At 34.9% G+C, this 23,298-nt stretch carries 11 protein-coding genes, 1 tRNA gene and 2 pseudogenes; 3 read left to right on the top strand and 11 right to left on the bottom strand.

The features are described 5' to 3' along the window. Positions 1 to 112: 112 nt before the first annotated feature. The 3 genes and pseudogenes from AC3Y25_RS20530 (at position 113) to AC3Y25_RS20520 (ending at position 1,799) form a co-directional block, all read left to right on the top strand. Positions 113 to 874 carry a DUF4369 domain-containing protein gene (locus AC3Y25_RS20530; RefSeq protein WP_248727376.1) on the top strand — a complete coding sequence of 254 codons (762 nt, stop codon included), beginning with the start codon at positions 113 to 115 and terminating at the stop codon, positions 872 to 874. An 18-nt stretch (positions 875 to 892) separates the two neighbouring features. Then, positions 893 to 1,279 (top strand): annotated as a pseudogene (locus AC3Y25_RS20525) (TlpA family protein disulfide reductase); the annotation flags it as partial. 439 nt (positions 1,280 to 1,718) lie between these two features. After that, positions 1,719 to 1,799, top strand: a tRNA-Tyr gene (locus tag AC3Y25_RS20520). A 332-nt stretch (positions 1,800 to 2,131) separates the two neighbouring features. Here AC3Y25_RS20520 and AC3Y25_RS20515 read toward each other — a convergent pair. The 11 genes and pseudogenes from AC3Y25_RS20515 to AC3Y25_RS20465 form a co-directional block, all read right to left on the bottom strand. Beyond that, positions 2,132 to 4,063: pseudogene (locus AC3Y25_RS20515) on the bottom strand (glycoside hydrolase family 43 protein). Continuing rightward, the gene (locus AC3Y25_RS20510; RefSeq protein ID WP_489904014.1) at positions 4,064 to 5,434 is read right to left on the bottom strand and encodes a glycoside hydrolase family 27 protein; all 1,371 of its coding nucleotides are present in this window, start codon (positions 5,432 to 5,434) and stop codon (positions 4,064 to 4,066) included. It abuts the pseudogene before it with no gap. Positions 5,435 to 5,544: 110 nt separating this feature from the next. After that, on the bottom strand, positions 5,545 to 7,914 hold the full coding sequence (locus AC3Y25_RS20505) for a glycoside hydrolase family 2 TIM barrel-domain containing protein (RefSeq protein WP_489904013.1): 2,370 nt from the start codon (positions 7,912 to 7,914) through the stop codon (positions 5,545 to 5,547). Positions 7,915 to 7,999: 85 nt separating this feature from the next. Further along, on the bottom strand, positions 8,000 to 10,468 hold the full coding sequence (locus AC3Y25_RS20500) for a glycoside hydrolase family 95 protein (protein WP_489904012.1): 2,469 nt from the start codon (positions 10,466 to 10,468) through the stop codon (positions 8,000 to 8,002). A gap of 28 nt (positions 10,469 to 10,496) precedes the next feature. Then, complete coding sequence (locus AC3Y25_RS20495) at positions 10,497 to 12,476, bottom strand: alpha-L-arabinofuranosidase C-terminal domain-containing protein (RefSeq protein WP_489904011.1); 1,980 nt, start codon at positions 12,474 to 12,476, stop codon at positions 10,497 to 10,499. 18 nt (positions 12,477 to 12,494) lie between these two features. Then, a complete protein-coding gene (locus AC3Y25_RS20490) occupies positions 12,495 to 13,934 on the bottom strand; it encodes a glycoside hydrolase family 28 protein (RefSeq protein ID WP_489904010.1) in 1,440 nt (479 codons plus the stop codon). Positions 13,935 to 14,147: 213 nt separating this feature from the next. Beyond that, entirely contained in the window at positions 14,148 to 15,677 is a 1,530-nt protein-coding gene (locus AC3Y25_RS20485; RefSeq protein WP_489904009.1) for a glycoside hydrolase family 28 protein, read from the bottom strand. A gap of 146 nt (positions 15,678 to 15,823) precedes the next feature. Then, positions 15,824 to 17,464 (bottom strand): sodium/sugar symporter, encoded by a 1,641-nt coding sequence (locus AC3Y25_RS20480; RefSeq protein WP_379795752.1) that lies wholly within the window; start codon positions 17,462 to 17,464, stop codon positions 15,824 to 15,826. A 56-nt stretch (positions 17,465 to 17,520) separates the two neighbouring features. Then, positions 17,521 to 18,663, bottom strand: coding sequence for an acyltransferase family protein (locus AC3Y25_RS20475; protein WP_489904008.1), 1,143 nt, complete (start codon positions 18,661 to 18,663; stop codon positions 17,521 to 17,523). A gap of 116 nt (positions 18,664 to 18,779) precedes the next feature. After that, positions 18,780 to 21,917, bottom strand: a complete 3,138-nt coding sequence (lacZ, locus tag AC3Y25_RS20470; protein WP_489904007.1) for a beta-galactosidase, LacZ type — start codon at positions 21,915 to 21,917, stop codon at positions 18,780 to 18,782. 177 nt (positions 21,918 to 22,094) lie between these two features. Next, positions 22,095 to 22,982, bottom strand: a complete 888-nt coding sequence (locus tag AC3Y25_RS20465; protein WP_379795746.1) for an inositol oxygenase family protein — start codon at positions 22,980 to 22,982, stop codon at positions 22,095 to 22,097. Between the last annotated feature and the right edge of the window lie 316 nt (positions 22,983 to 23,298).

The raw sequence follows: 23,298 nt of genomic DNA, 5'->3' as shown, positions 1-23,298 counted from the left end.
GGGTTTTAAGCCAAAAAAAACTATAACAAAATTTTAGGTTGCAAAATTCTGTAAGTTTTATAATTTTAGATACTTTTGTTGCACAAATCAATTAACTAATTAATTTTTTATAATGAAAAAAATACTTTTTGTACTTACGGCTTCTGCAGCTATCATTTCTTGCAGCAAAGTTAAAGATGGAGAATACCTTATTACAGGTACTGCTACAGGGATTGAAAACGGAAAAACAATCATTTTACAAGGTGCAGATCCTGCTACAAGAATGCCTGTTTCTCTTGATACAGTAAAAGTTGAAAACGGAAAATTTGAAATAAAAGGAAAAGTTACTGAGCCAGCTTTCCATACATTAATATTACAAGGTGCTAACGGACCTATCCCATTTATCCTAGAAACAGGAGAAATTAAAATTGCTATTGACAAAGATAGTATCCATAAATCTAAAGTTTCTGGAACTTACAACAATGATGAGTACGTGACTTTTATGGAAGACATGAACAAAACTCAAAAAAGTTTAATGGATTTCCAGAAAAAGAACAATACTAAAATGCAGCAAGCTCAACAAGCACAAGATACAGCAACTATCAATGGCTTGATGAAACAATACATGGAACTACAAAAAGAAGTTCAAGAAGGCAGCAAAAAGAAATATTTAGCTTACGCTGAAAATCACCCAAAATCTTTTATTACAGCTTTAATTATTCAAAGTTTATTGAATGATCCAACAGCTGACACTAAAAAATTAGAGAGCTTATACAGCACTTTGGATGAGTCTTTAAAAAATACTGCTCCAGGAAAAGAAATCAAAACTAGATTAGGTCAAGCAAAAATGCCATCTGTTGGTGCTACAGCTCCAGCGGTAGGCAGCGCTAAATGAAGAGCTGATTTTTCGGCTCCAAATCCAGAAGGAAAAGTAATATCGCTTAAAGAAAGTTTAGGTAAAGTAACTATTGTAGATTTCTGGGCTTCATGGTGCGGACCATGCAGACAAGAAAATCCTCACGTTGTGGCTTTATACAAAGAACTTCATTCTAAAGGATTAAACATAGTTGGGGTATCTTTAGATAAAGACGCTGCAAAATGGAAAGAAGCTATTGCAAAAGATGGATTAACTTGGACTCAAGTTTCTAACTTAAAATTTTGGGAAGAGCCCATTGCAAAACAATACAATGTTGAAGCAATTCCTGCTACTTTTATTCTTGATGCATCAGGAAAAGTGGTAGCCCAAGATTTAAGAGGCGCTGAATTAAAAGCAAAGATCTTAGAATTGTTAGCAAAATAATTCTATCTCTCTTATAAAAATAAAAAAATCTCCCTTGTGGAGATTTTTTTTTGCCCTGTCAGAAATTCAAAAACGGACTTTCATTAAAAAGAATTAAAAAATTAAATATAAAAAGAAGTGTTAAGCCGAACACAAAGCCATATTAAATAGATATTTTTTAGTCAATATTCTTTTAACTTGTCAATAAAAGCAATATCTCACGCCTTAATCAAAGATTAAATTCAAAGTAAAAACGAAAGAATTACTATAAAAATAATCCTACTTTCTGAAATAATTAAAAAAAAATGCATTTAGGATGCTTTTTATTTTATTCAATTCCAATGAATTAAAAAATAACTTTAAAATAACTTAAAATTAAGTCATTTTTTTGTTTGGAAATGTACAAAGAGTTCCTATCTTTGCCACCGCTAAGAACAACAAAGCGCAACAAGCTGAGATCGGGGAGATACTCAAGCGGCCAACGAGGGCAGACTGTAAATCTGCTGTGTGAACTTCGCAGGTTCGAATCCTGCTCTCCCCACAAAAAGGGTAAAAGAAGTCAAAACGAAAGTTTTTCAATCTTTTTAAAAACCCGCAAAAAACGTGGTAAAGCCTGCAAATCGCAAGATTCGCAGGTTTTTTTTATTTATGCTGCTTTTCAAATTTTTTAAAACCGCCAAAAATCTCTGTGGCAGAATCTTATAACATTATTTTCTAAACTTGAATCTTACCGTTTTTTTGAATTTATAGTTATAAAAATAAAACTCTTTTAATGCTATTATCAAAAAAGGAGTTTTATTTAAAATCAATTGTTCTCTATTTAAGAAAGTAAGCTTAGAAGAAAAAACAGCTCGCTAAAAGAATTTAATCAACTTATTTCAAAGTTACACCTTCAAAAGTAGGTTTAGTTTCTAAAATGTAGCCATTAGCATCAAACTCTAGTTTATCAATACAGACCTCTCAATGAAAGCCGCCTGCGCGTCCCATTTTAATGCCTGATGGATACGAAAATCTATGATACACAATATACCATTCGTCTTTTCCTGGAATCTGCAAAACCGAATTATGGCCCGTAGCATAAATCCCCTGCTCCGGAATTCCCTGAATGACAATGTTATTTTGTGGAATTTCAAGAGGACCGAGTGGGGAATCTGAAATTCCATATCTTACTTTATAATTGGGGCTTCTCGTATCGTCTTCACTCCAAAAGAAATAATATTTCCCTTTTCTGTAAATTACATAAGTGCCTTCACGAAAAGTTTTGTCTGCCGCAATTATTTTAGTGCTTCCTTCTTTTAGAGAAACCATATCCAGATTTAATTCCGCAACGGCCATATACATATTTCCCCAATACAAATAATTTTTTCCTGTTTTAGGATCTGTAAAAACATCAGGATCAATTTCCTGACCATCCCTGATACCTTCTGGTCTAGTGGCTACAAGTGCTTTTCCGCTGTCTTTAAATGGTCCTGTTGGATGATCTGAAACGGCAACACCAATTTTCTGTGCAGCCGTGAAATAATAGAAGTATTTGTATCTTCCTTTGATCTTTTTCTCCACAATACAAGGCGCCCAAGCATTTCTGTCTCCCCAAGGAACATCTTTTTTAAGATCTAAAATAACGCCTTCCTCTTTCCAATCGACTAAATTATCAGAAGAAAATGTTTTAAAATAATAACCTGACCAATCGTTAAATCCATCCGTTGTTGGGTAGATATAATATCTTTTTGTTTTGTTCGAATATAGAATTTCAGGATCGGCATAATAACCTTCCAAAACTGGATTATTGTTTATTTTTGAAAGTTGCCCTGGCATTCCCCATTTTGCAGTAATTCGTTTCAATTCAGAACGCGTTATCGGCAAAATAGTTCCGTGACGCGGTTTAAAGTCCATTGAAATATCATTATCTATAACCGTGAAATTTTCTAAATCTTTTGTTTTTGTAAATTGATATTTTCCTTTTGAATAGACATCATAAATTAAAATATACTCATCTGAATTATTGATTTTAAATATACTCGAACCCTCAACTTTTTCCTTGGTTTGCTGCAAATAATTATCATTTTCTTTCCAATTTCCAGAAGTTAAATCGGTTGTGGTAGCTACCTTTATTCCAGCAGTTTCTGATTCTGTTTTATAAAAAAGATGATAAACGCCATCTTTCTTAATAATGTCTCCATCAATACAAGCTCCTTTGGATTTTGGAACAAATAATAATTTTGGAGCACCTTCTAAAGCGGTAAAATCTTCATTCGCATAAGCGTAATAAATTTTATCAGGATCTGTGCCATGCTGCATGCTAAAGTAAATCATGTATTTGCCAGCTTTGTCATCATAAATAGTCTGTGGTGCCCAAACTCTTTTTAAGTTTTCATTTCCAGAAAAAGCTGTCTGCATATTGACAACAGCGCTCTTCCAATGAACTAAATCGACACTTTTAAGTAAAATCATTGCACGATTGCTGTCCCAACCTTTTGACGAAGTCATATCAGTCAAAACCATATAAAATGTTTTTCCATCTTCACCACGTAAAATGTGCGGATCGCGAACGCCGCCAGTTGAACTGATTGTTTTACTATCTAAAATTGGTTTATTATTATTCAGAGCATAATAATGATATCCATCTGTGCTTAAAGCATAATTTACAGCTTCTTCTTCGACTTTATTTCCAATGAAATAAACGAAGAGATAAGCCGTCAAATCTTTCTCTGCAATAACTGGCGGACTACCTTTTAGATTATTCTGCGCTTGAGAAAAATTAAAAACAGTAAAAAATGACAATAGACTAAAGAATATCCTTTTCATTTATTTTTTGCTTTTTAATTGATACAAAACAGAACTATGCGGTTTTAAATCAGTTCCAATTTCTTTTGAAGTTATTTTTGATTTTTCTCCTGTCCACATATTTAAAACCTCAACTGAACCTGAAATTCCTAAATCCGAAAGAGCAACGACAACTTTTTTTGAAGCATTATCTGAAATATTGAACAAAGCCAAATACACACTTCCATCTTCAGCATTTTTTGAAGTCACAGCAATTTTTCCATCTTTCTGGAAAAGCTGTTTTACGTCTGTACTTTCGTTATGCATTTTCACTACATTTTTATTTGTTAATAAAGACAACGTGAAAGCATCATTACTTGGCAAGTCTCCACCGAAAAACAATGGAGATTTGAAGATATTGAAAAATGTAATCAAAGTATATTGTTCGTCTTTGGTTAAACGTGTCATTCTATCATTTCCTCTTTCTCCTCTTATCGAAATACGTCCTAGCGGAATCATATCACAGTCTGGCCATGTTCCTGGCGCGATATACGGATACCATTTTTGCGCTACGTCCATTAAATGCGTAATGTGCGGCCATGTATCCCAAACATCATCCACCATACGCCACATATTGGCATGAGTGCTTACGTGAGCCGCGGCTGAAATTGGCGTTTCTCCTGGCGATGTGCTTAATACAATTTTACGACCGCATTTGTCAATTGCATTTCTAATTAAGTTGATTTCAGCTTCATGATACGGTCTTGACAAATCGTCAATTTTAATAAAATCTACTCCCCATTGCGCATATAATTCGAAAATAGAATCATAATATTCCTGTGCTCCTGGTTTGTCTGCCAAAATAGTGTAATTGTCTCTCAGCCATTCGCATTGTAAAGCGGTGGTATAAACCTGGTCTGCTGTAATTCCGTTTGCTCCTTTTATGGGCAGTTTATCTTCAACTGCTTTTTTAGGAATGCCACGCATAATATGGATTCCGAATTTTAATCCTTTTTTATGAATATAATCTGCTAAAGGCTTGAAACCTTGGCCGTCTTTTGCTGAAGGAAATCGGTTAACTGCTGGCAAATATCTTCCGTATTGATCGATTACGTAACGCGGATCGGTCTGGTTATAACCTCCTGCTTTGTCGTTTTCAACAAACCAACGAATGTCGACTACGATGTATTCCCAACCGAATTTCTTCAATTCTTTTGCCATATAATCGGCGTTGGCTTTTACTTCGTGTTCTTCAACTGTTGGTCCGTAACAATCCCAGCTATTCCAACCCATTGGAGGAGTTTGAGCCCATTGTTTGAATTCTTCTTTTTGGAATGTTTTATTTTGAGCGCTAGTAGTGACTGATAGAAAAAAAGCTCCTACCATCATTGTAAGTAAGTTTGTAATTTTCATTGCGTTTGTTTATGTGTGGTTTTTACACTTTAAATATAATGAAATTTTATTTTTATATAGAAATTAGACCTGATAGGTTCTAAAAGCAAGAAGAGCCTTTGTTTATTTGGCTATTTCACATTAATAGTAACCTCTACAGGTTTTAACCACTGACTTGTAAATTTTACTTTTATTGGAGCTATCGAATCTCCATTTGCCTGAATGTACGCAACAATATGTCCGTGAAAAACTCTTTGTACATTATCAGTATAATCAGTCATGTCGCTGTTATTTCCCGCTTCCAATCCTAATAAAGTTCCTGCGCCGGTAATAGTACAAGTCACTTCGTTATCTGAAAGCATAACTGGAAGTCCGTTTTGGTCTTTTACCTGAACCATAATTTTTGCAACCCCTTTGTCTTTGCTGATGATACTATTTTTATCTGCAATCGTTAATTCAAAAGGCTGTTGTGTAGAATTAATTGTGTAACGACTTACTTCTTTATCATTTTTATCCAATCCAACTGCTTCTAATTTTCCAGATGCAAACGGAATATCCCAATAGATAATGCCGGTTTTTTCATCGTATAATTTCGTTTCGCCGACTACTTTACCATTCAATTCTAAACGTGCTTTTGAGGCATTGGTATAACAAACCACACGTATCTTTTGTCCTTCTTCGTAATTCCAGATTGCCCAGGCATCTTTGGAAATATCTTTTTCATTTGTTAATGGATACGTTCCTAAATAAGCCATTGGTTTATCTGACCAAAGCGACTGGCGAAAATATCCTCTAGGCTTGATAACACCAGCAAAATCAACTAAACCCGAATAGAATCCTCTTGAAGGCCATCTTCCCGATTCTCCTAAGTAATCAATTCCTGTCCAAAGGAACTGACCAAAAATATGTTTGTTGTTTTTTACTGCAAGCCAAGGTTGCATATCATGCGTATTTTCACTTCCGTAAATTACCCTTTTAGGATATTTTTCGTGATCTAAACCATATTTGCTTTCCGTATAATTGTAGCCTGTAATATCTAAAGCGCCCGGATATTCGGTTTCGTTTGACATTGCAACTCCCGCTAAACCAGCTGTTGTCGGGCGTGACTTGTCATATTTTTTAACAGCCGCAACCAGTCGTTTTGCGATTGCTCCAAGACGCATTGCATCTGGAGCATCTTTTTTATATCCTCCGTAAGCCGCTTGTCCAAATCCGTTTTTTCCTTGATCTAAAACGGGATGCGAATAAGGATCGTTTGGATAATCTACTTCGTTGCCAATACTCCAAGCAAAAACAGAAAGATGGTTTCGGTCACGGCGTACAAAATCTTCCAAGTCTTTTTCTGCCCAGTCAGCAAAAATGTCAAATGAACCTTCAAATCCCGGAGTTCCGTAATTCCAACCTTCAAGCCATTTACGTTTTGGAAATTCCCATTCATCGTAAGCTTCGTTCAAAACCAATAATCCTAATTCGTCGCAAAGCTCATAAAATTCAGGCGCTTGCGGATTATGGCTTGTACGAATGGCATTTACTCCAATCTCCTTCAATGTTTCTAATCTAGTTTTCCAAACTTCTTTAGGGACTGCAGAACCCAAAACTCCAGCGTCATGATGCAGGCAAACTCCTTTCATTTTCATCCATTTTCCGTTAAGAGCAAAACCATTATTTGGATCAAACTTAAAAGTTCTAAAACCCGTTTGAGTAACTGTTTTGTCTATTTCTTTTCCATTTTGAAAAACCGTCGTTCTCAGCTCATACAAATTTGGATTATCCAAATCCCATAACTGCGGATTCTTAACGCTTATCTTTGTTGAAATTTTTCCATTTGCATTTAAGGCAACATCCACTTTAGAAGAAGATTTACCAACTAATTTTCCGCCTTTTGAGAAAAGTTCATTTACAACTGTAAGGTTTGCTTTTGCTTTTGATTTGTTTTCAACATCAACCTCGACATTCAAAATCCCGTTTCCATTTGTAACTTGTGGATAAGCATAAACGCCCCATTGCGCTATATGAACTGGATTTGCATAAACCAACCAAACATTTCTGTAGATTCCTGACCCGCTGTACCATCTTGAATCAGCACTCTGGCTATGGTCTACTCGAACTGAAATTATATTTTCACCTCCAAATTTTATAAATTCAGTAGCATCATAAGCAAAAGAAATATAGCCGTTAGGCCGTTTCCCTAATGAATGACCATTGATGAAAACTTCACTTCTATTGTAAACTCCTTCAAAATATAAATAGACTTTTTCTCCTGATTTCGTTTGCGGAACAGCAATCGATTTTCTGTACCATGCAATTCCACCAGGCAGAAATCCAGTACAGCTTGCTAAAGTTGGACTTAGCTGTCCTTTGACACTCCAATCATGCGGTACATTTACCTGCTTCCACTTGCTATCATCGAAAGAAATATTTTTGGCATCAGCAATGTCTTGAAGATTAAATTTCCAATTGTCATTGATTTTATTTGAATCTCCAAACGAAATTTGGCTCATAGCAGAGAAACACGAGAAGAGAAGTGCGGGTAATATTATCTTATTTGTAAACACAATATTTTCATTTTATTTGTTTTGTAAATTTCTATTTCAAAGGTTTTACGTTGTAAGCCGTTCCTTTTTTAGCATCAAAAGTTGCAGTGTAACCAATAGACGATATCTCGCTTTTTATATTCAGTTTTTCAACAATAAAAGGCTCTGCCGATCTTATTGTACAAGTCCCTCCCTTGTTAGCCAAAATTTTAGCACGACTCATTTTACCATTATTCCATTTTATATCTACGCTAAAATTGCCTTTTGCTTTAATGCCTTTAATTTCACCATCTGTCCATTCGTCTGGTAAAGCAGGCAGCAAATGAATTTCTTTATTCTGGCATTGCATCAGCATTTCTATAACTCCTGCCGTTCCTGCAAAATTTCCATCAATTTGAAAAGGCGGATGCGCATCAAACAAATTAGGATAACAGCCCCCTTGACGTTTGTATTTTGGATCGTTATCTTTTGTTAACCTTAATTGATTTTTAAATAATTTGTAAGCATGATTTCCATCTAAAAGTCTTGCCCACATATTTACTTTCCAAGCCAAACTCCAGCCAGTTCCGTCATCACCACGCAATTCTAATGTTTTCTTTGCAGCATCAGCTAGTTCGGGAGTTTTCAATGGCGAAATTAAATTGGCAGGATGCAAAGCATAAAGATGTGAAGTATGTCTATGTTGCGGATCTTCGTCCTCAAAATCTTTGTACCATTCTTGCAATTGTCCTTTGCTTCCAATTTTAAAGGGCAATAATTGTCTTTCTGCTTCACTTACAACTTGTCTAAAATCAGCGTCGCTATTTAGAATTTTAGAAGCTTCTATGGTATTTTCGAATAAATCTTTTATAATGCCAATATCCATTGTAGAAGCTGTTGTTACAATTCCCTCTTTTTTTCCATCATATAAATATTTATTTTCTGGCGAAGTCGAAGGCATGGTTACCAAATAACCGTTTTTATCTTTTTGAAGCCAGTCTAAACTAAATTCGACCGCACCTTTCATGATTGGATATACTTTCTTTAAATATGCTATATCTCCGGTATATTCATAATGTTCCCATAAATGTCTGCTTAACCAATTGGCACCCATATACCAATTTGCCCACATCGGATCTCCTTTTCCAAAATCTCCAACCGGATTTGTTGTAGCCCAGATATCTGAATTGTGATGCAGAACCCAACCATTAGCGTGGTAATAACTTTTGGCTGTTTCTGTTCCTGTCACTGCAACATTTTGGATGAATTCATCTAGTGGAAAAAACAATTCAGACAAATTTCCAGATTCTACTGGCCAATAATTCATCTGCAAATTGATGTTTGTGGTGTAGTTGCTACTCCAAGGCGCGCGAAGTTTATTGTTCCAAATTCCTTGCAAGTTCGCTGGTGCATTATGTGTACGTGAAGAAGAAATCAATAAATATCGCCCAAACTGAAAAAACAAAGCCTCTAGTCCAGCATCTTTTTCTCCTTTTGCATATTGTTCTAATCTTACATCTGTTGGCAAATTAGATTTACTGGTTTCATTTTCATTTAATTGTAATGAAACTCTATTGAATAATTTTTGAAAATCAGCAATATGCTCTTTTAGTAAATTATCATACTTTTTGACACTAGCTTTTTTAATTAGATTTTCTGCTAATAGATGCTCGTCTTTTCCTTGACTATTTGGACATTTATCAAATCCGTTGAAACTGGTCGCAGCCGAAACAAAAAGCAAGATTTCAGAAGCGTTTTTTATAACCAAAATATTTCCTTCAGAAGTTATTTCTCCATCTTTTACAATTGGTTTAATAATCAATTCAAAACGCATTCCTCTGCATCCCACGGGGTCTTCATAAATAATTGGTTCTTTATTGTAATCAATATAATTTGGATCTGCATGTGAAGGCGCTTTTCCTTTTAAAACCAAAGACTTATCGTTTATTGATTTTTCACTTTGCAAAAGACTCCTTGCATCTAGTGTTACTGAAAGCTTTTTTAGTTGATCTGCCGAAAGTTTAATTACAACGCATTGTGCAGGTGCTGAAGCAAAGATTTCTCTTTTGTAATTTACGCCCTCAACATTAAAATTAGTTACGGCTAATCCCGTTTGTAAATCAAGACTTCTGTTATAAGAATCTGGTTTCTTTCCTCCAAAATCTTGTTTTAAAATCAAATCACCCAAAGGCATAAAACTTTCACTATATGCTCCCTGCATATTCTTGGTAAGCTTGTAGGCTTTTTCAAAATCTTCTTTCGTAAGCGCTTCTCTGATTAAAGCAAGATTTTTAAACGCGTCCGGATTTACATTGTTCTGGACAGGGCCGCCACTCCATAAAGTAGCTTCATTTAACTGAATTAACTCAGAATCTACTCTTCCAAAAACCATTGCACCCAATGTACCATTTCCGATTGGAAGCGCTTCTGTCCATTCTACGGCTGGCTGGTTGTATTGCAGTTTTAAATCCTGCGCATAATTAGAAATCCCAGTAATTATGGAAAGAAATACAAAAGTCTTTTTAAAAAAATAATGAAACATGGTATTTTAATTAATAATTTACAATTAACTAGCTCATTTTCAGCTTTAAAACCGTTACCGAATAAGCAGGAAGATTCAAATCTTGTTTCCCTTTTGTAATTTTATATTCGCTTTGTTTTGGAGCGATTTTCTTCGGATTAGCAAAAGTATTTTCGTCTTGTGTACTTTCGCTTGCCAGTCTTACAATCGTACCTTTTGATCCTAATTTCACTCCTTTCAAATCCAGACTAACTTCTTGGCTTGAAGCTGCCGTATTAACCAATTTCACAATAATCTCCTTGGTGTCCACATCTTTTACAGCCGATGCATACAAATCATTCTGACCGATTAAAGCTTTACCATCTTTTGTAATGTTTAAAAGATCTGTTCCTTTGTTTGTCGAAAATAATTGTTGCACATAATAATTGGCTGAACCATAAGATTCTAAATTGTTAAACCAAATCATATCTGGTGTCCATTGCCAAGCATCTTCATGAGCCATTAAAGGAGCATAAGACGATAACTGAACTACTTCTGCATTTCTTTCTAAACCTGTCATAAAAGCTGCTTCAGAGAAAGCGCACTCCCAATTGTTTCTATTGTTGGGATTCGCTCCCGAAACACTTTGCGCCGCATATTCTCCTGCAAATATTTTTGGCCCTTTTCTATCATAATTATCGTAACGACCAGCGTTTTCTCTAAACCATTTCGGACTTTCATAATAATGTTCGTCGACCAATTCTGCATTCAGCTTTTTAAGTTCTGCCATCGCATAATCAAAATGCTCTCCTTTTGGCGAAGGCCCGCTTCCAGAAACTATGATAATGTTTTGATATTTTGCTTTGATTGCTTTTTCAAAAACTTTGTAACGATCGATGTAATCTGGTCCCCACTGCTCATTTCCAACTCCTATATATTTTAAATTAAAAGGTTTTGGATGTCCCATATCTGAACGGATTTTTCCCCAAGTTGTCGTAACAGCACCATTGGCAAATTCAATCAAATCTAAAGCATCTTGAATGTATGGATCCAGTTCATCCATTGGAGCCAATTCTCCTGTATTGTATTGGCACGCCATTCCACAGCTTAAAATTGGTAAAGGTTCTGCACCAATATCTTCTGAAAGCTGAAAATATTCGTAAAATCCTAATCCGAAACTTTGGAAATAATCAGGTGTTTGTTTGTGATTGAATTCTACATTCCAACGGTTCATCATGGTTTTTCTCTCCTCAACATTTCCAACCGATTTTTTCCATTGATAACGATCCGAAAGTGTTCTCCCTTCAACAATACAGCCTCCTGGAAAACGTAAAAATCCAGGTTTTACATCATATAAAAGCTGAACAAGATCTTTTCTAAGTCCATTTTTTCTGCCTTTCCATGTATCTTCAGGAAACAGCGAAATCATATCCAAATCAATCGTTCCTGTTCCTTCAAAAGTTAATTTTAATTTTGCCTTTGCTTCTGTTTGAGTACCAATAATCTGCGCGGTATAATTTGTCCATTGTTCCGATTTTGGAACAATGCTCGTTTCTCCAATTACCTTTTGATCTTTATCTATTAATTGAACAATAATTTTTTTAATTGCTCCATTTGGATTCGCAGCTTTCAAAGAAAGATTGTATTTGGCATCTTTCTTCACTCCCATTCCTCGAAACCCTTCATTTATCAAAGCATAACCTTTGTCATTGTTAATTTCTACTCGACAGAAATTGGCATTATTGGCCGCTAAATTAATTGGCACAGCACTACCCGAGTCTTTGTTCATAGAAGACCTTTTGGTATTTGGCTGTTCCCACCCCATGAGAGGTTTATCAAATTCAAAAGATCTGTTTTTAATCATTTCGGCGTATAATCCTCCATCTGCGGCAAAATTGATGTCTTCGAAAAATAAACCGAACATCGTTGGCTGAATTTTAGTAATCGTTTTTGAAGCATCAACTTCTAAGGTCGTTTTCTGAGCATTCATATAAAAACTGCTCAACATCAGACTGCAAATGGTAAATTTCTTAAGGGTGGTATTTTTCATAGCTTTGGAATGAACTAGTTATTTCTTTACTGCTTCTAACTTTGCAGGAAAAGCAGATTCTCCGTCTAAATTAATCACTTTTAAAACATCAACATTCTTGCTTTCCACAGCATGTTTAAAATAATCTGGTCTGTTTTTTCCCCATTGAACAGTGCAATTTTGAACTTTAATGCTTTCTGCCGAATCAAAATAAAATCCAGAAGTACTTCCTTTTACAAAACCTTCAACATTTGCTGGGCGTCTGTCATATAATCCACCAGCAAAAGAAGTTGTTTTATCTATAAAAACGCTCACATTGTCAAAGACAATATTCTTGATTTTATCTTTAGATTCACCGCTTACAAACACACCGTTTTCTCCTTTGCATTGAATATTAGAAAAATAGATGTTTCTAATTTCTCCCACTTTTCCTTCTGTTGCTCCTTTTGGAAAACGCCAGTTCGCATCTTTATGATTTCCTTTTGCTCTGCTGAAAGCTGTAACATAAATTGGTTCTGCTTTTCCCCACCAAGTATCTGTGTTTAATTTACTTTCTATAATGATATTAGAAAAAATAACATCGCTTACCGTTCCTTCATCTCTGTTCTGAATTCCTAAAGCGCGATTGCTGTTTTTAATAATACAATTATTGAAAACAACTTGTCTAATCGCATCCATGTTTTCTGAACCAATTTTAATTGCACAGCTACTGCTTGTCATGGTGCAATTGGTAACCGTAATATTTTCGCAGGCGCCAAATTCTTCAAATTCTCTTCTGTTTTTCAAACAAATACAATCATCGCCACTTTCAATATAACAATCGCTAATTCTAACATTTTTAGAATGATCCAAATCGATTCCGTCACTGTTACGCACTTTTAAACTATTCAACAAAGTAATTCCGCTAATTACAACATCATTACAGCCAATTAAATGAACGGTCCAATAAGCCGAATTTCCAATATGCACATCTTTGATTCGGATGTTTTTTCCTCCAATAATAGTCAAAACATGAGGTCTCGGATCTAATACATTAAATGGTTTCAAAACATAAGCATCATCTTCTTCTGCTCCCATAAAAGAAATTCCGTTTCCGTCTATTTTTCCGCTTCCGCTAATGGTAAAATCTTCTATATTTTCTCCTCCAATCCAAATCGTTCCTTCTCCCGGATTGGTTCTGAAGGCGCTTTTTGTATACAATTTTTCATCTGGACTTGCCAATAATTTAGCTCCAGCTTCAATATGCAAATCAACTCTTGATTTTACATCAAATGGTCCAGTTAAAAAAGTAAATGGCGCTGGAATTAAAACTCTTCCGCCCGTTTTACTGCATTCATCAATTGCTTTCTGAATGGCCACAGCGTCATTTGTTTTTCCATCTCCTTTTGCTCCGTATTTTTTGACATCATAGATTTTCTGTGCTGAAATAGTTAAGGAAATACAGAAAATAAGGATCGCGATTATAGGTTTCTTTTTCATGTTTTTTATTTTTTTAATGCCACAAAGACTCAAAGGCACTAAGTTTTTTTCTTTAAGTTTTTTTCACGCAGATCTTGCAGATTTGGGCAGATTTTATTTGATTTCTTTAAAAAAATCTGCTGAATCTGCTTAAATCTTTTTAAATCTGCGTGAAACAAATTTTACAATCATTGGCAAAAAAACTTTTCGTCTTTGTGCATTTGTGGCCAACTACTAGTGTGCTGGCAATTCAAATTTATTTTGCTCTGGTTCTATTTTTCTTTTTAAGGATTCGCTGTCCAAATTACTTGATGAAACATCTTTAAAAATAATCTGATTGATTTTATCCGAAGGAATATCAATAGCATTCATCGAAAGATTTTTTACATCATCAAAAACAAATGCGGGACGGAAATCTTCTTTGTCTAAAACCAATTTTATGTTCTTCATTTCTATTCCGTTAACGTGACGAACGTAAAATCCCCAAGAAGGCAATTCGCCAAACATGGTAAATTCAGGATAACCTTTTATGTTTTCATTTACGTCTTTTAATCTGCTTAACGGATGATAGGCCATTCCTTTAGAAGCCCTTCCGGGATACACGATTTCAATATTTTCTAAGGTCACATTTTCAATCAAATGACCCGGAATTCCAGCAATTGAAGATGGAAACGGATTATGGAAATAATCTACTTCTGGTCCGCGCATATCGTAATCAATATCTGGTCGACCAAACGGAATTTGTGCTTTTACATTTTTAACCGATACATTTTTGATATAACCCACTTTATCTCCGTTTCTATGCCCTAAACGAATTAAAATTGCATTTCCTGTATTTACAGCCGTAACATCTGAAACTTTAATATTTTCTATTTCTGCTCCATCCACAGATTCAATTGCAATTGCCGATCTGAAAGTGTCAAAAACCTTAATATTTTCGATTGTCACATTTTTGAAACTTCCGTAAGAACCTGTGCCAAATTTCACTGCATTGGCGCTCGATCTAATAGTACAATTTCCGATATAAATATTATTATTGTGCAATCCCGGTTCTTCCGATTTTAAACAAATTCCATCATCTGCAGCATTTACATTACAATTGGTTATTCTAACATTTTCACAACCGTCAACATCAATTCCGTCATTGTTCCAGTATGCTCTGCTTACCACTTTCATAAAATCAATAACAATATTTTTGCATTCTCTAAAGCATTGCACCCAACCTGGACTATTTTTTAAGGTAATATGCTTCATGGTAATCGAATCGCATTTTACAAACGAAATCAGTTTTCCTCTTCCATCTTCTGGACGCATTCTTCTGTAGTTGTATTTTGGATCAATACGAATACCTGAATGATGCAAACTATCAATTGCCAAAGCCAATTCCCTTCCCTGTCCGTTTATAATTCCTTTTCCATTTACCGCAATATTTTTGGATTCGTAAGCTAAAATCAAAGCTCTAATTCCTTCAAGTTTAGGATAATCATCTGGATTAGTGCTTCCTAACAAAACGGCTCCGTCTTCAAAAAACAATTCAACATTATTCTTCAAAACAATACTTCCAGAAAGAAAAGTTCCTTTAGAAAAAATAACTCTTCCTCCTTTACTTTTATTTGCGACATCAATTGCTTTCTGAATGGCTTTTGTATTTAAAGTTTTACCATCTCCAACTGCACCGTATTTTTTAATATCAAAAATCTTTTGCGCCGAAACGGTTAATGAAATACAGAAAATAAACAGTGTAATTATAATTTTGTTTTTCATGTTTTTTATTTTTTCATGCCACAAAGGCACAAAGACACTAAGTTTTTTATTTATTCTTTCAATATTGCAGAGACACAAAGTTTTTTTTAAGTCTTTTTCTTTCAATAAACTTTGCGACTTCGCGCCTTTGTGGCAATTACAAAATCTTACCAGAAAACAGTGTACAAAGCCACTAATATTCCGCTAATGATAAAAGAACCGACTATAAATTCTGAAGAAACTTTAAACATTGATTTGTCAACTTCTATCTGATGTTTTTCTGCTTCTTCTTCTTCAAAAACTGGTTTCGCTAAACTAATTCCAACCATTATAAATACGATGATGAAGAAAACGATAGTCATTCGGTCTAAGAACGGATAATCAGGAAAAGCACCTTCTGTCCACATTGGCAAGAATTTCAAAACTGCTGCAATTGGCACTGTCAGCAATGCACCCGCCAATCCGGCTGTTGGAGTTGTTTTTTTCCAGAACATTCCCAACAAGAAAATCGCGAGAACTCCCGGAGAAAAGAATCCAACGTATTCTTGTATAAATTGATACGCCTGATCTAATGATTTTAATGCTGGAGCTACAAAAGCTGCAATAATCATACAAACCACAACGCACCATCTTCCTGTACGAACCAGCTTTTTTTCTGATGCTTGAGAATTGAAGTATTTTTTATAAATATCTAAAGAAAAAATGGTAGAAATACTATTTGCTTTTCCTGCTAAAGAAGCTACAATTGCCGCCGTAAGAGCCGCTAACGCAACACCTTTTAATCCCGCAGGAAGCAAATTCATTAAAGTAGGATAAGCATGATCTGGTTTTAAAACTCCCGCTGCATCAACCATTTCCTGTTGAAACATTCCATTTTCATGCATTACAAACATGGCAATACCAGGTAAAACAGCAATAATCGGAACTAATAATTTTAGAAAAGCGGCAAATAAAATTCCTTTTCGAGCTGTTTTTAGATCTGCTCCCAAAGCTCTTTGAACGATATATTGATTGCATCCCCAATAAGCTAAATTATTAATCAGCATTCCGCCCACTAAAACGGATATTCCTGGCAATTCATTATAATGCGGACTGGATTTGTCTAAGATCATGTGCAAATGATCTGGCGCTTCTTTAGCAATAACGGCCAGTCCTTTTAGAATATCTTTCCCAAAACCAAACTGATCTGACAGTAATGTCAAAGCTAAATAAGTTGTTACCAAACCTCCTAAAATTAAAACAATAACCTGAAACATATCTGTGTATCCAATTACTTTCATTCCGCCTAAAGTCACGATTACAGAGAACAAACTCAAACCAATTACGCAAAACTGAAAGCTAACAGGAGCGATAGAAGAAATGGCTAAAGCACCTAAATAAATAATTGAAGTAAGATTAACAAACACATAGATTAAAAGCCAGATAATTGCCATAATTGCACTTACTGTACCGCTATATCTTTTAGCCAAAAATTGAGGCATGGTAAATATCTTATTCTTCAAATAAATTGGCAGAATAAACATTGCGACAATAATTAAAGTGGCTGCCGACATCCATTCGTAAGAAGCAATTGCCAGTCCAATAGCGAAACCCGAACCGCTCATTCCAATAAAGTGCTCTGCTGAGATATTAGAAGCAATCAAAGAAGCTCCAATTGCCCACCAAGTAAGCGATCCTTCGGCCAGAAAATATTCGTTAGAACTCGTTGATGCAGTTTTCTTGCTTCTGTAAATATACATTCCATAGGTGGTTACTATAACAAAGTAGATAAAGAAAACAATATAATCTGCGGTTTGTAATACATTCATAATAGTGTGGTTAGGCGTGGTTAGTAAGTAAAATGCATTTTAAAATCCAATAGGCATCAAATTTTCAGAAACCATTTTCTTTTATATAAAAAGTACAGTAAAATAAGCTGTACGACGGTGACAGATAATGCAGCAAAAAAGGGCTGCCAAATGATCGGTGTAAAATTTATAAGTCCGCCGAAAATATAATCTGCGGTATGTTTAAAATCGACTAAACCTTCTGCAGCGATATAAATTAAAATAGAATTTGAACCAATTAAAATCAATGGGAATGCCCATTTTTGAAAACCAAATAAATCGATTATCACATAAAAAAGGACAAAAAACAAAATACTGAATCCGCCAACAAAACAGACAAAAGAACTCGTCCATAAATGTTTGTTTATTGGAAAACTAATATCCCAAATCAATCCTATAATAATCAAAACCACAGCCGTTAAAGCCATTAAAAGCATTTTTACCTTTATTGAAAATTCACATTTTGCTTTTAAAAATGTGCCAGTAAAAACACCTAATAAAGCGGTTCCAATAGCAGGAAGTGTCGAGAATATTCCTTCTGGATCGTAAACTGTACTGTGCAATCTTCCTGGCAATAAAAGACGATCAATATATCCTTCTAATGAACCTTCTTTGGTTAAAACTCCCGCTCCAAAATCTGGCACCGGAATCCATTTCATCGCTGCGTAATAACCTATCAGAATACCGAAAAACCAAATCAGCTGTTTTTTAAAATCAAAATTCAGAAAGATGATTCCAGCAAAAAACCAAGCTAATCCTATTCTTCCTAAAACACTCGCAAAACGCGTTTGATCAAAACCATCAAATCGCAACAATCCATTTACTACAAATCCGAGAACTAGTAAAATACAAGTTCTTCTAAGCATTGATAAATATATTTTTTGCTTTTCGCTTGACGGTAAATCTTTTGGAGATTTCACACCTGCCAATTGCATTTTCTTTTCGAAAGAATATGGCATTGAAACTCCGGCAACAAACAGAAAAACAGGAAAAATCATATCATAGAAGGTAATACCATTCCATTCCGCATGATGCAGTTGCGATGACATCCAGACAAAAATAGGAATTGGAGCCGCTTTAGCCAGAGCATGAACAATATGTTCGCCACTCATGATCCAAAACATCACAAATCCGCGCAGTGCATCTAAAGAAATTAATCTTCCGCTTGTAGGGTTACTCATTTTAGTTTTAAGTTTTCGGTCTCGGTTTTCAGTTAGTTTTCAGTCGCAGTTTTCAGTCGCAGTTTTCAGTTCTAACTGTGACTGAAAACCGAGACTGAAAACTGAACTTATTTAAGTTAAAGTGGTTTAATAATAAATCCGTAGCTGTATTCGCTTTGGGTTAAAGTATATTGTTCGTGTGGCGGTGCGCCCCAACTGTTGTCTCCGCCTAATCCGCGTTGGGTTAAGTCTATACAAACTACTACTTCTTCTCTTGGTGTAATGTCGCTGGAATGAATATTCTTTTTAGAAATTCCACCATCAAAATCACTCGGATAATTATTTAAAGTACTCATACCTAAAGGCTGCAGACCTTTTATTTCAATGCCGTTTCCTTTATTCGCTGATAATTTAAACCAGCGTACATCTGTCTTATATCCATTTTCTTGTGGGCGTGTATAAGGCACATATTGGTCTGCAACTTTACTGGTATAAATTCCTTTTAATGATGACGTTTTTCTGTCAGGATAATTTTCCAACGGTCCTCTTCCATAATAATCCAGATTTTCTAATGTGTTCTTTAAAGTGAAAATCATTCCGAAACGCGGTAACTCTGGCAGCGGATTATTTCCCTTTTTATAAGAAGCCTGAATCTCTAAAGCGTCATCATTTCCTAATGCGTATTTGATGGTATAATCAGAAGCAACATCATTCAATTTTAATTTGGCTATGATGTATTTCTTGCCGTTTTCTTCGCTTTGCTGAATGCTTTCCAGCGACGTATTTTTTCCAGCCGTTCTCCAAACATTTGTTCTAATCTGCATTTTATTTCCAATATCATTATCGGTTGGGGCTCTCCAAAAATTTGGTTCAGGATACTGTTTAAAATATTCCTCGCCTTTTAAGCTGTAGTATGAAATCAATCCAGACGTTTTACTAATTTTAACCGTAACATTATCCGAAGTCAAAACAAACTGATCTTTTTCATCTTGAATTTTTGCTGTATTTGATTTTTCTGATTTTTCGAAATATTTCCCGTCTTCGATTACAAATTGTTCTTTAGCAATTTCAAAGTTCTGAGGCAATAATTCTGAACCTATTTTCGTGTAAGCAAAAACATTCAACAAATATTCTGTTCCTTCTTTTGACTTTAATTTTGGTAAATCAAGTTTAAACTGTTTTTTTGTTTTCGGATCTAATGCAACATTAAAAGTTCCGCCTTTAATTACTTTTCCATTTTCTAAAACTTCATATCTAAAGTTGTATTTATTCAGGTTTGTAAATCCGAAATCATTATTAATTTCAATTACACCGTTTTTAATGTCAACCGCTTTAAACAAGATATTCTGATAGACTTTCTTTACTTCAAAAGCGCCTGGATGCGGTGTTCTATCGGCATAAACTAAACCATTGTGACAAAAATTTTCATCATTTAAATAATTCTGGCTTCCCATATCGCCGCCATAAGCCCAGTATTCCCTTCCCGCTTCATCTTTTCTTTTATACCCTTGATCTACCCAATCCCAGATAAAACCGCCCTGCATATTTTTGCTGCCGCGAATGATATCCCAGTATTCTTGAAAATTTCCGCTGCTGTTTCCCATTGCATGCGAATACTCACACATGATATACGGACGACTCACTTCTTTTCTTGCCGCATATTCTTTCATGTATTCAATCGTTGGATACATTGGACAAACAATATCTGTATTTTCATTTTCTTTTGCCTGTTCAAACTGAACCAAACGGGAATTATCTCTTTTTTTTATCCATTTGTAAGCTTCGTGAAAAACAGGTCCGTTGGCACTTTCATTACCTAATGACCAGATAATTACAGACGGCATATTTTTATCTCTTTCAACAAGGCTATAAATTCTGTCCAAATGCGCTTCTCTCCATTCTGGAAGATAACCTGGATTCGTTTTGGGATTCATCCATTTTAAAGGCTGTCCTTCTACTCCCATTCCATGACTTTCGATATTGGCTTCATCCACCAAAAACAAACCGTATTTGTTACATAATTTAACCCATAGAATATTGTTCGGATAATGACTGCAGCGAACTGAATTGATATTCAGCTGTTTCATCATTTTAATATCTTTCATCATCGTCGCTTCGTCCTGATAATGTCCAGTTTCTGGATTGTGTTCATGAATATTAACACCATGAACCATTAACCGAACTCCGTTTACCAGTAATTGACTGCCTTTTAATTCTACTTTTCTAAATCCGATTTGTGTTCCAACGCTTTCTACAATGTCTCCTTTTTCATTTTTTAAAGTTAGAATCAACATGTATAAATTAGGCGCCTCACTACTCCATAATTTTGGGCTCGATACATTTTGAGTAAAATTTAAATTCTGATTTTTTGAAGCTTCTAAATTGACATTCAATTCTTTTACAAATACATTTTTCCCAGAAGCGTCAACCAGTTTGGCAACTAATTTTTGATTGTTAACCGAAGTTGAAGTCAGATTTTTTAAACTTACATCAACACTTAAACTTCCATTTTTATATTTGGCATCTAAATCTGGTTTGGCAAAAAAATCGGCAACACGAACATTATCTGTGCTGTACAAATACACATTTCTGTCAATTCCTGAAAGTCTCCACATGTCCTGATCTTCTAAGTAAGAACCATCGCTCCATCGGTAAACTTCAATCGCTATATCATTTTTTCCAGGTTTTAGATATTTCGAAATATCAAATTCTGCCGGACTTTTAGTGTTTTCCGTATAACCAACTTTTTCTCCATTTAACCAAATATACATTGCTGCCGTTCCTGCTTCGAAATGAAGAAAAACATGACGGTTTTTCCAATTTTCTGGCAGCACAAAATCTCTTTTATAAGATCCAACCGGGTTATCCCAATGATTGATAAATGGCGGATTTTTTTCGAATGGATATGTAATGTTGGTGTAAATTGGCACGCCGTATCCGTTCAGTTCCCAATTGGAAGGCACTTGAAGTTCTTTCCAATGCAGCGTACTGAAATCCGTTTTGTAAAAATCCTTTGGGCGCTCGTCTGGTGTTGGCGACCAAGAAAATTTCCATTTTCCGTTTAGAGAAAAATACCAAGGTGAATTTTCATATTTATCCAATATAACAGAATTTTCATCTGCAAAAGGAAGAAAAGCAGCGCGGGCTGGTTCTCTGTTAATTTGAAAAACCTCAGGATTTTCCCAATCGTTGCGGACTTTTTCCTGAGCAAAAACCAATGTATTGGAAAGTACAAGCAGGCTTAATAAAAGTATTTTGGTTTTGATATTCTGCATTATTTTGGTTTTAGATAGCTGGCAATTATTATTCTAACACTTAGAAACATAGTTTTTCTTTTATCAAAAAGCGCTTCAATTATTTCAAAAAATAGCTATGCGTGGAAACTAGTTTCTTCTATAAATCTTTCACACTCAAAAGAAAAAACTATGTTTCTATGTGTTTAAAATAAACTTTTAAAACTTCAATTTCTCTGGCAAATATTTAGCAACTAATTCTTTATAGTAAGGAAGTAGTGCCTGCACATCTGGTTTAACCGGAGCTTTTGTATACAAATCGTATGGATTGAATTTTCTAACCCAGTCAAACATTTCAATGTCTTTTTCGTTCATTAAATGCGAGTAGGCATTTTCTTTATGTTGTGAATAAAATGAATGATAACGAATCATATATAAAGCCGGATCCGGAAGGTAATCTTTCATTATCTGGTACAAATATTCGTCATGTCCCCAGCTCATTTTTACATTATCAAGTCCGCAGTTTTCTGTATAAACTCCAAATTTGGTATTAAATCGTTCGTCTGTAAAATCCGGATTTTCTTTAAAAAATTCTGAATACACGATTTTATCTGAATAGGCACAGCCAACAGGAAATGTATCTCCTACAACTGCCCACTGCGGCTCTCCAAACAAACATAAAACTTTACCTAAATCATGAATAAAACCTGTCAATACAAACCAATCTGGATGACCGTCTGCGCGAATGGCTTCTGAAGTCTGCAAAAGATGCTGTGTTTGATCTAAGTCAATATCTGGGTCGCTGTCGTCTACAAGCGTATTCAAAAAATCAACAGCTTCCCAGATTGACATTTCTTTTCTATTAAACTGCAGAAAATCTTGTTCTTTACTGCATACAAAATCATAGGTTTGATAAGTATGATTTATTCTGTAAAATTCCTTAACTGTTTCTACTCTTTCTGAATCGACATAATTCCTAAATTCTTCCTTTTGCTTTTCTTTTACACTTTCATTTTCTTCAGAAGGATCAGGATATCGAATCAGCAAATCATCTTCCCAGTCATCTAAGTTGTTCAACGGATTGTCTGTATCTATATGTTTTTTCATAATGATAAATAGTTAAAAGTTACAAGACAAAAATAGAATTACATATTCCGTTCAAAATGGATTAATACATCAAAAACATGGATAATTCTTGTTATTGTAGGATTTTTATATTAAAATAAATCTAAAACCCTGAATATTTGTTTTTTGTCATTTTATGTAAGTCGAAATTATATTAGAATTTCTATATAGGAAATTGCCAATGTTGGTCCATTTTCGAGTGTGGTCCTTCCTTCGTCAGGATTGTAAAGGTTAGATAATTCGGTAACAAAATTTAACTTTAATAAATTTTGTTGCGATGAGAAATAACAGTCAGGAT

The sequence above is a fragment of the Flavobacterium sp. LK-23 genome (genome assembly GCF_058135255.1).
Note: the sequence above shows the minus strand (reverse complement) of the source record. Positions and strands in the feature narration are given on the sequence as shown.

Coding starts and splice junctions, on each gene's coding strand:
- AC3Y25_RS20530 (WP_248727376.1), top strand. CDS start 113: ATGAAAAAAATACTTTTTGTACTTACGGCTTCTGCAGCTATCATTTCT.
- AC3Y25_RS20510 (WP_489904014.1), bottom strand. CDS start 5,434: ATGAAAATTACAAACTTACTTACAATGATGGTAGGAGCTTTTTTTCTA.
- AC3Y25_RS20505 (WP_489904013.1), bottom strand. CDS start 7,914: ATGAGCCAAATTTCGTTTGGAGATTCAAATAAAATCAATGACAATTGG.
- AC3Y25_RS20500 (WP_489904012.1), bottom strand. CDS start 10,468: ATGTTTCATTATTTTTTTAAAAAGACTTTTGTATTTCTTTCCATAATT.
- AC3Y25_RS20495 (WP_489904011.1), bottom strand. CDS start 12,476: ATGAAAAATACCACCCTTAAGAAATTTACCATTTGCAGTCTGATGTTG.
- AC3Y25_RS20490 (WP_489904010.1), bottom strand. CDS start 13,934: ATGAAAAAGAAACCTATAATCGCGATCCTTATTTTCTGTATTTCCTTA.
- AC3Y25_RS20485 (WP_489904009.1), bottom strand. CDS start 15,677: ATGAAAAACAAAATTATAATTACACTGTTTATTTTCTGTATTTCATTA.
- AC3Y25_RS20480 (WP_379795752.1), bottom strand. CDS start 17,464: ATGAATGTATTACAAACCGCAGATTATATTGTTTTCTTTATCTACTTT.
- AC3Y25_RS20475 (WP_489904008.1), bottom strand. CDS start 18,663: ATGAGTAACCCTACAAGCGGAAGATTAATTTCTTTAGATGCACTGCGC.
- lacZ (WP_489904007.1), bottom strand. CDS start 21,917: ATGCAGAATATCAAAACCAAAATACTTTTATTAAGCCTGCTTGTACTT.
- AC3Y25_RS20465 (WP_379795746.1), bottom strand. CDS start 22,982: ATGAAAAAACATATAGATACAGACAATCCGTTGAACAACTTAGATGAC.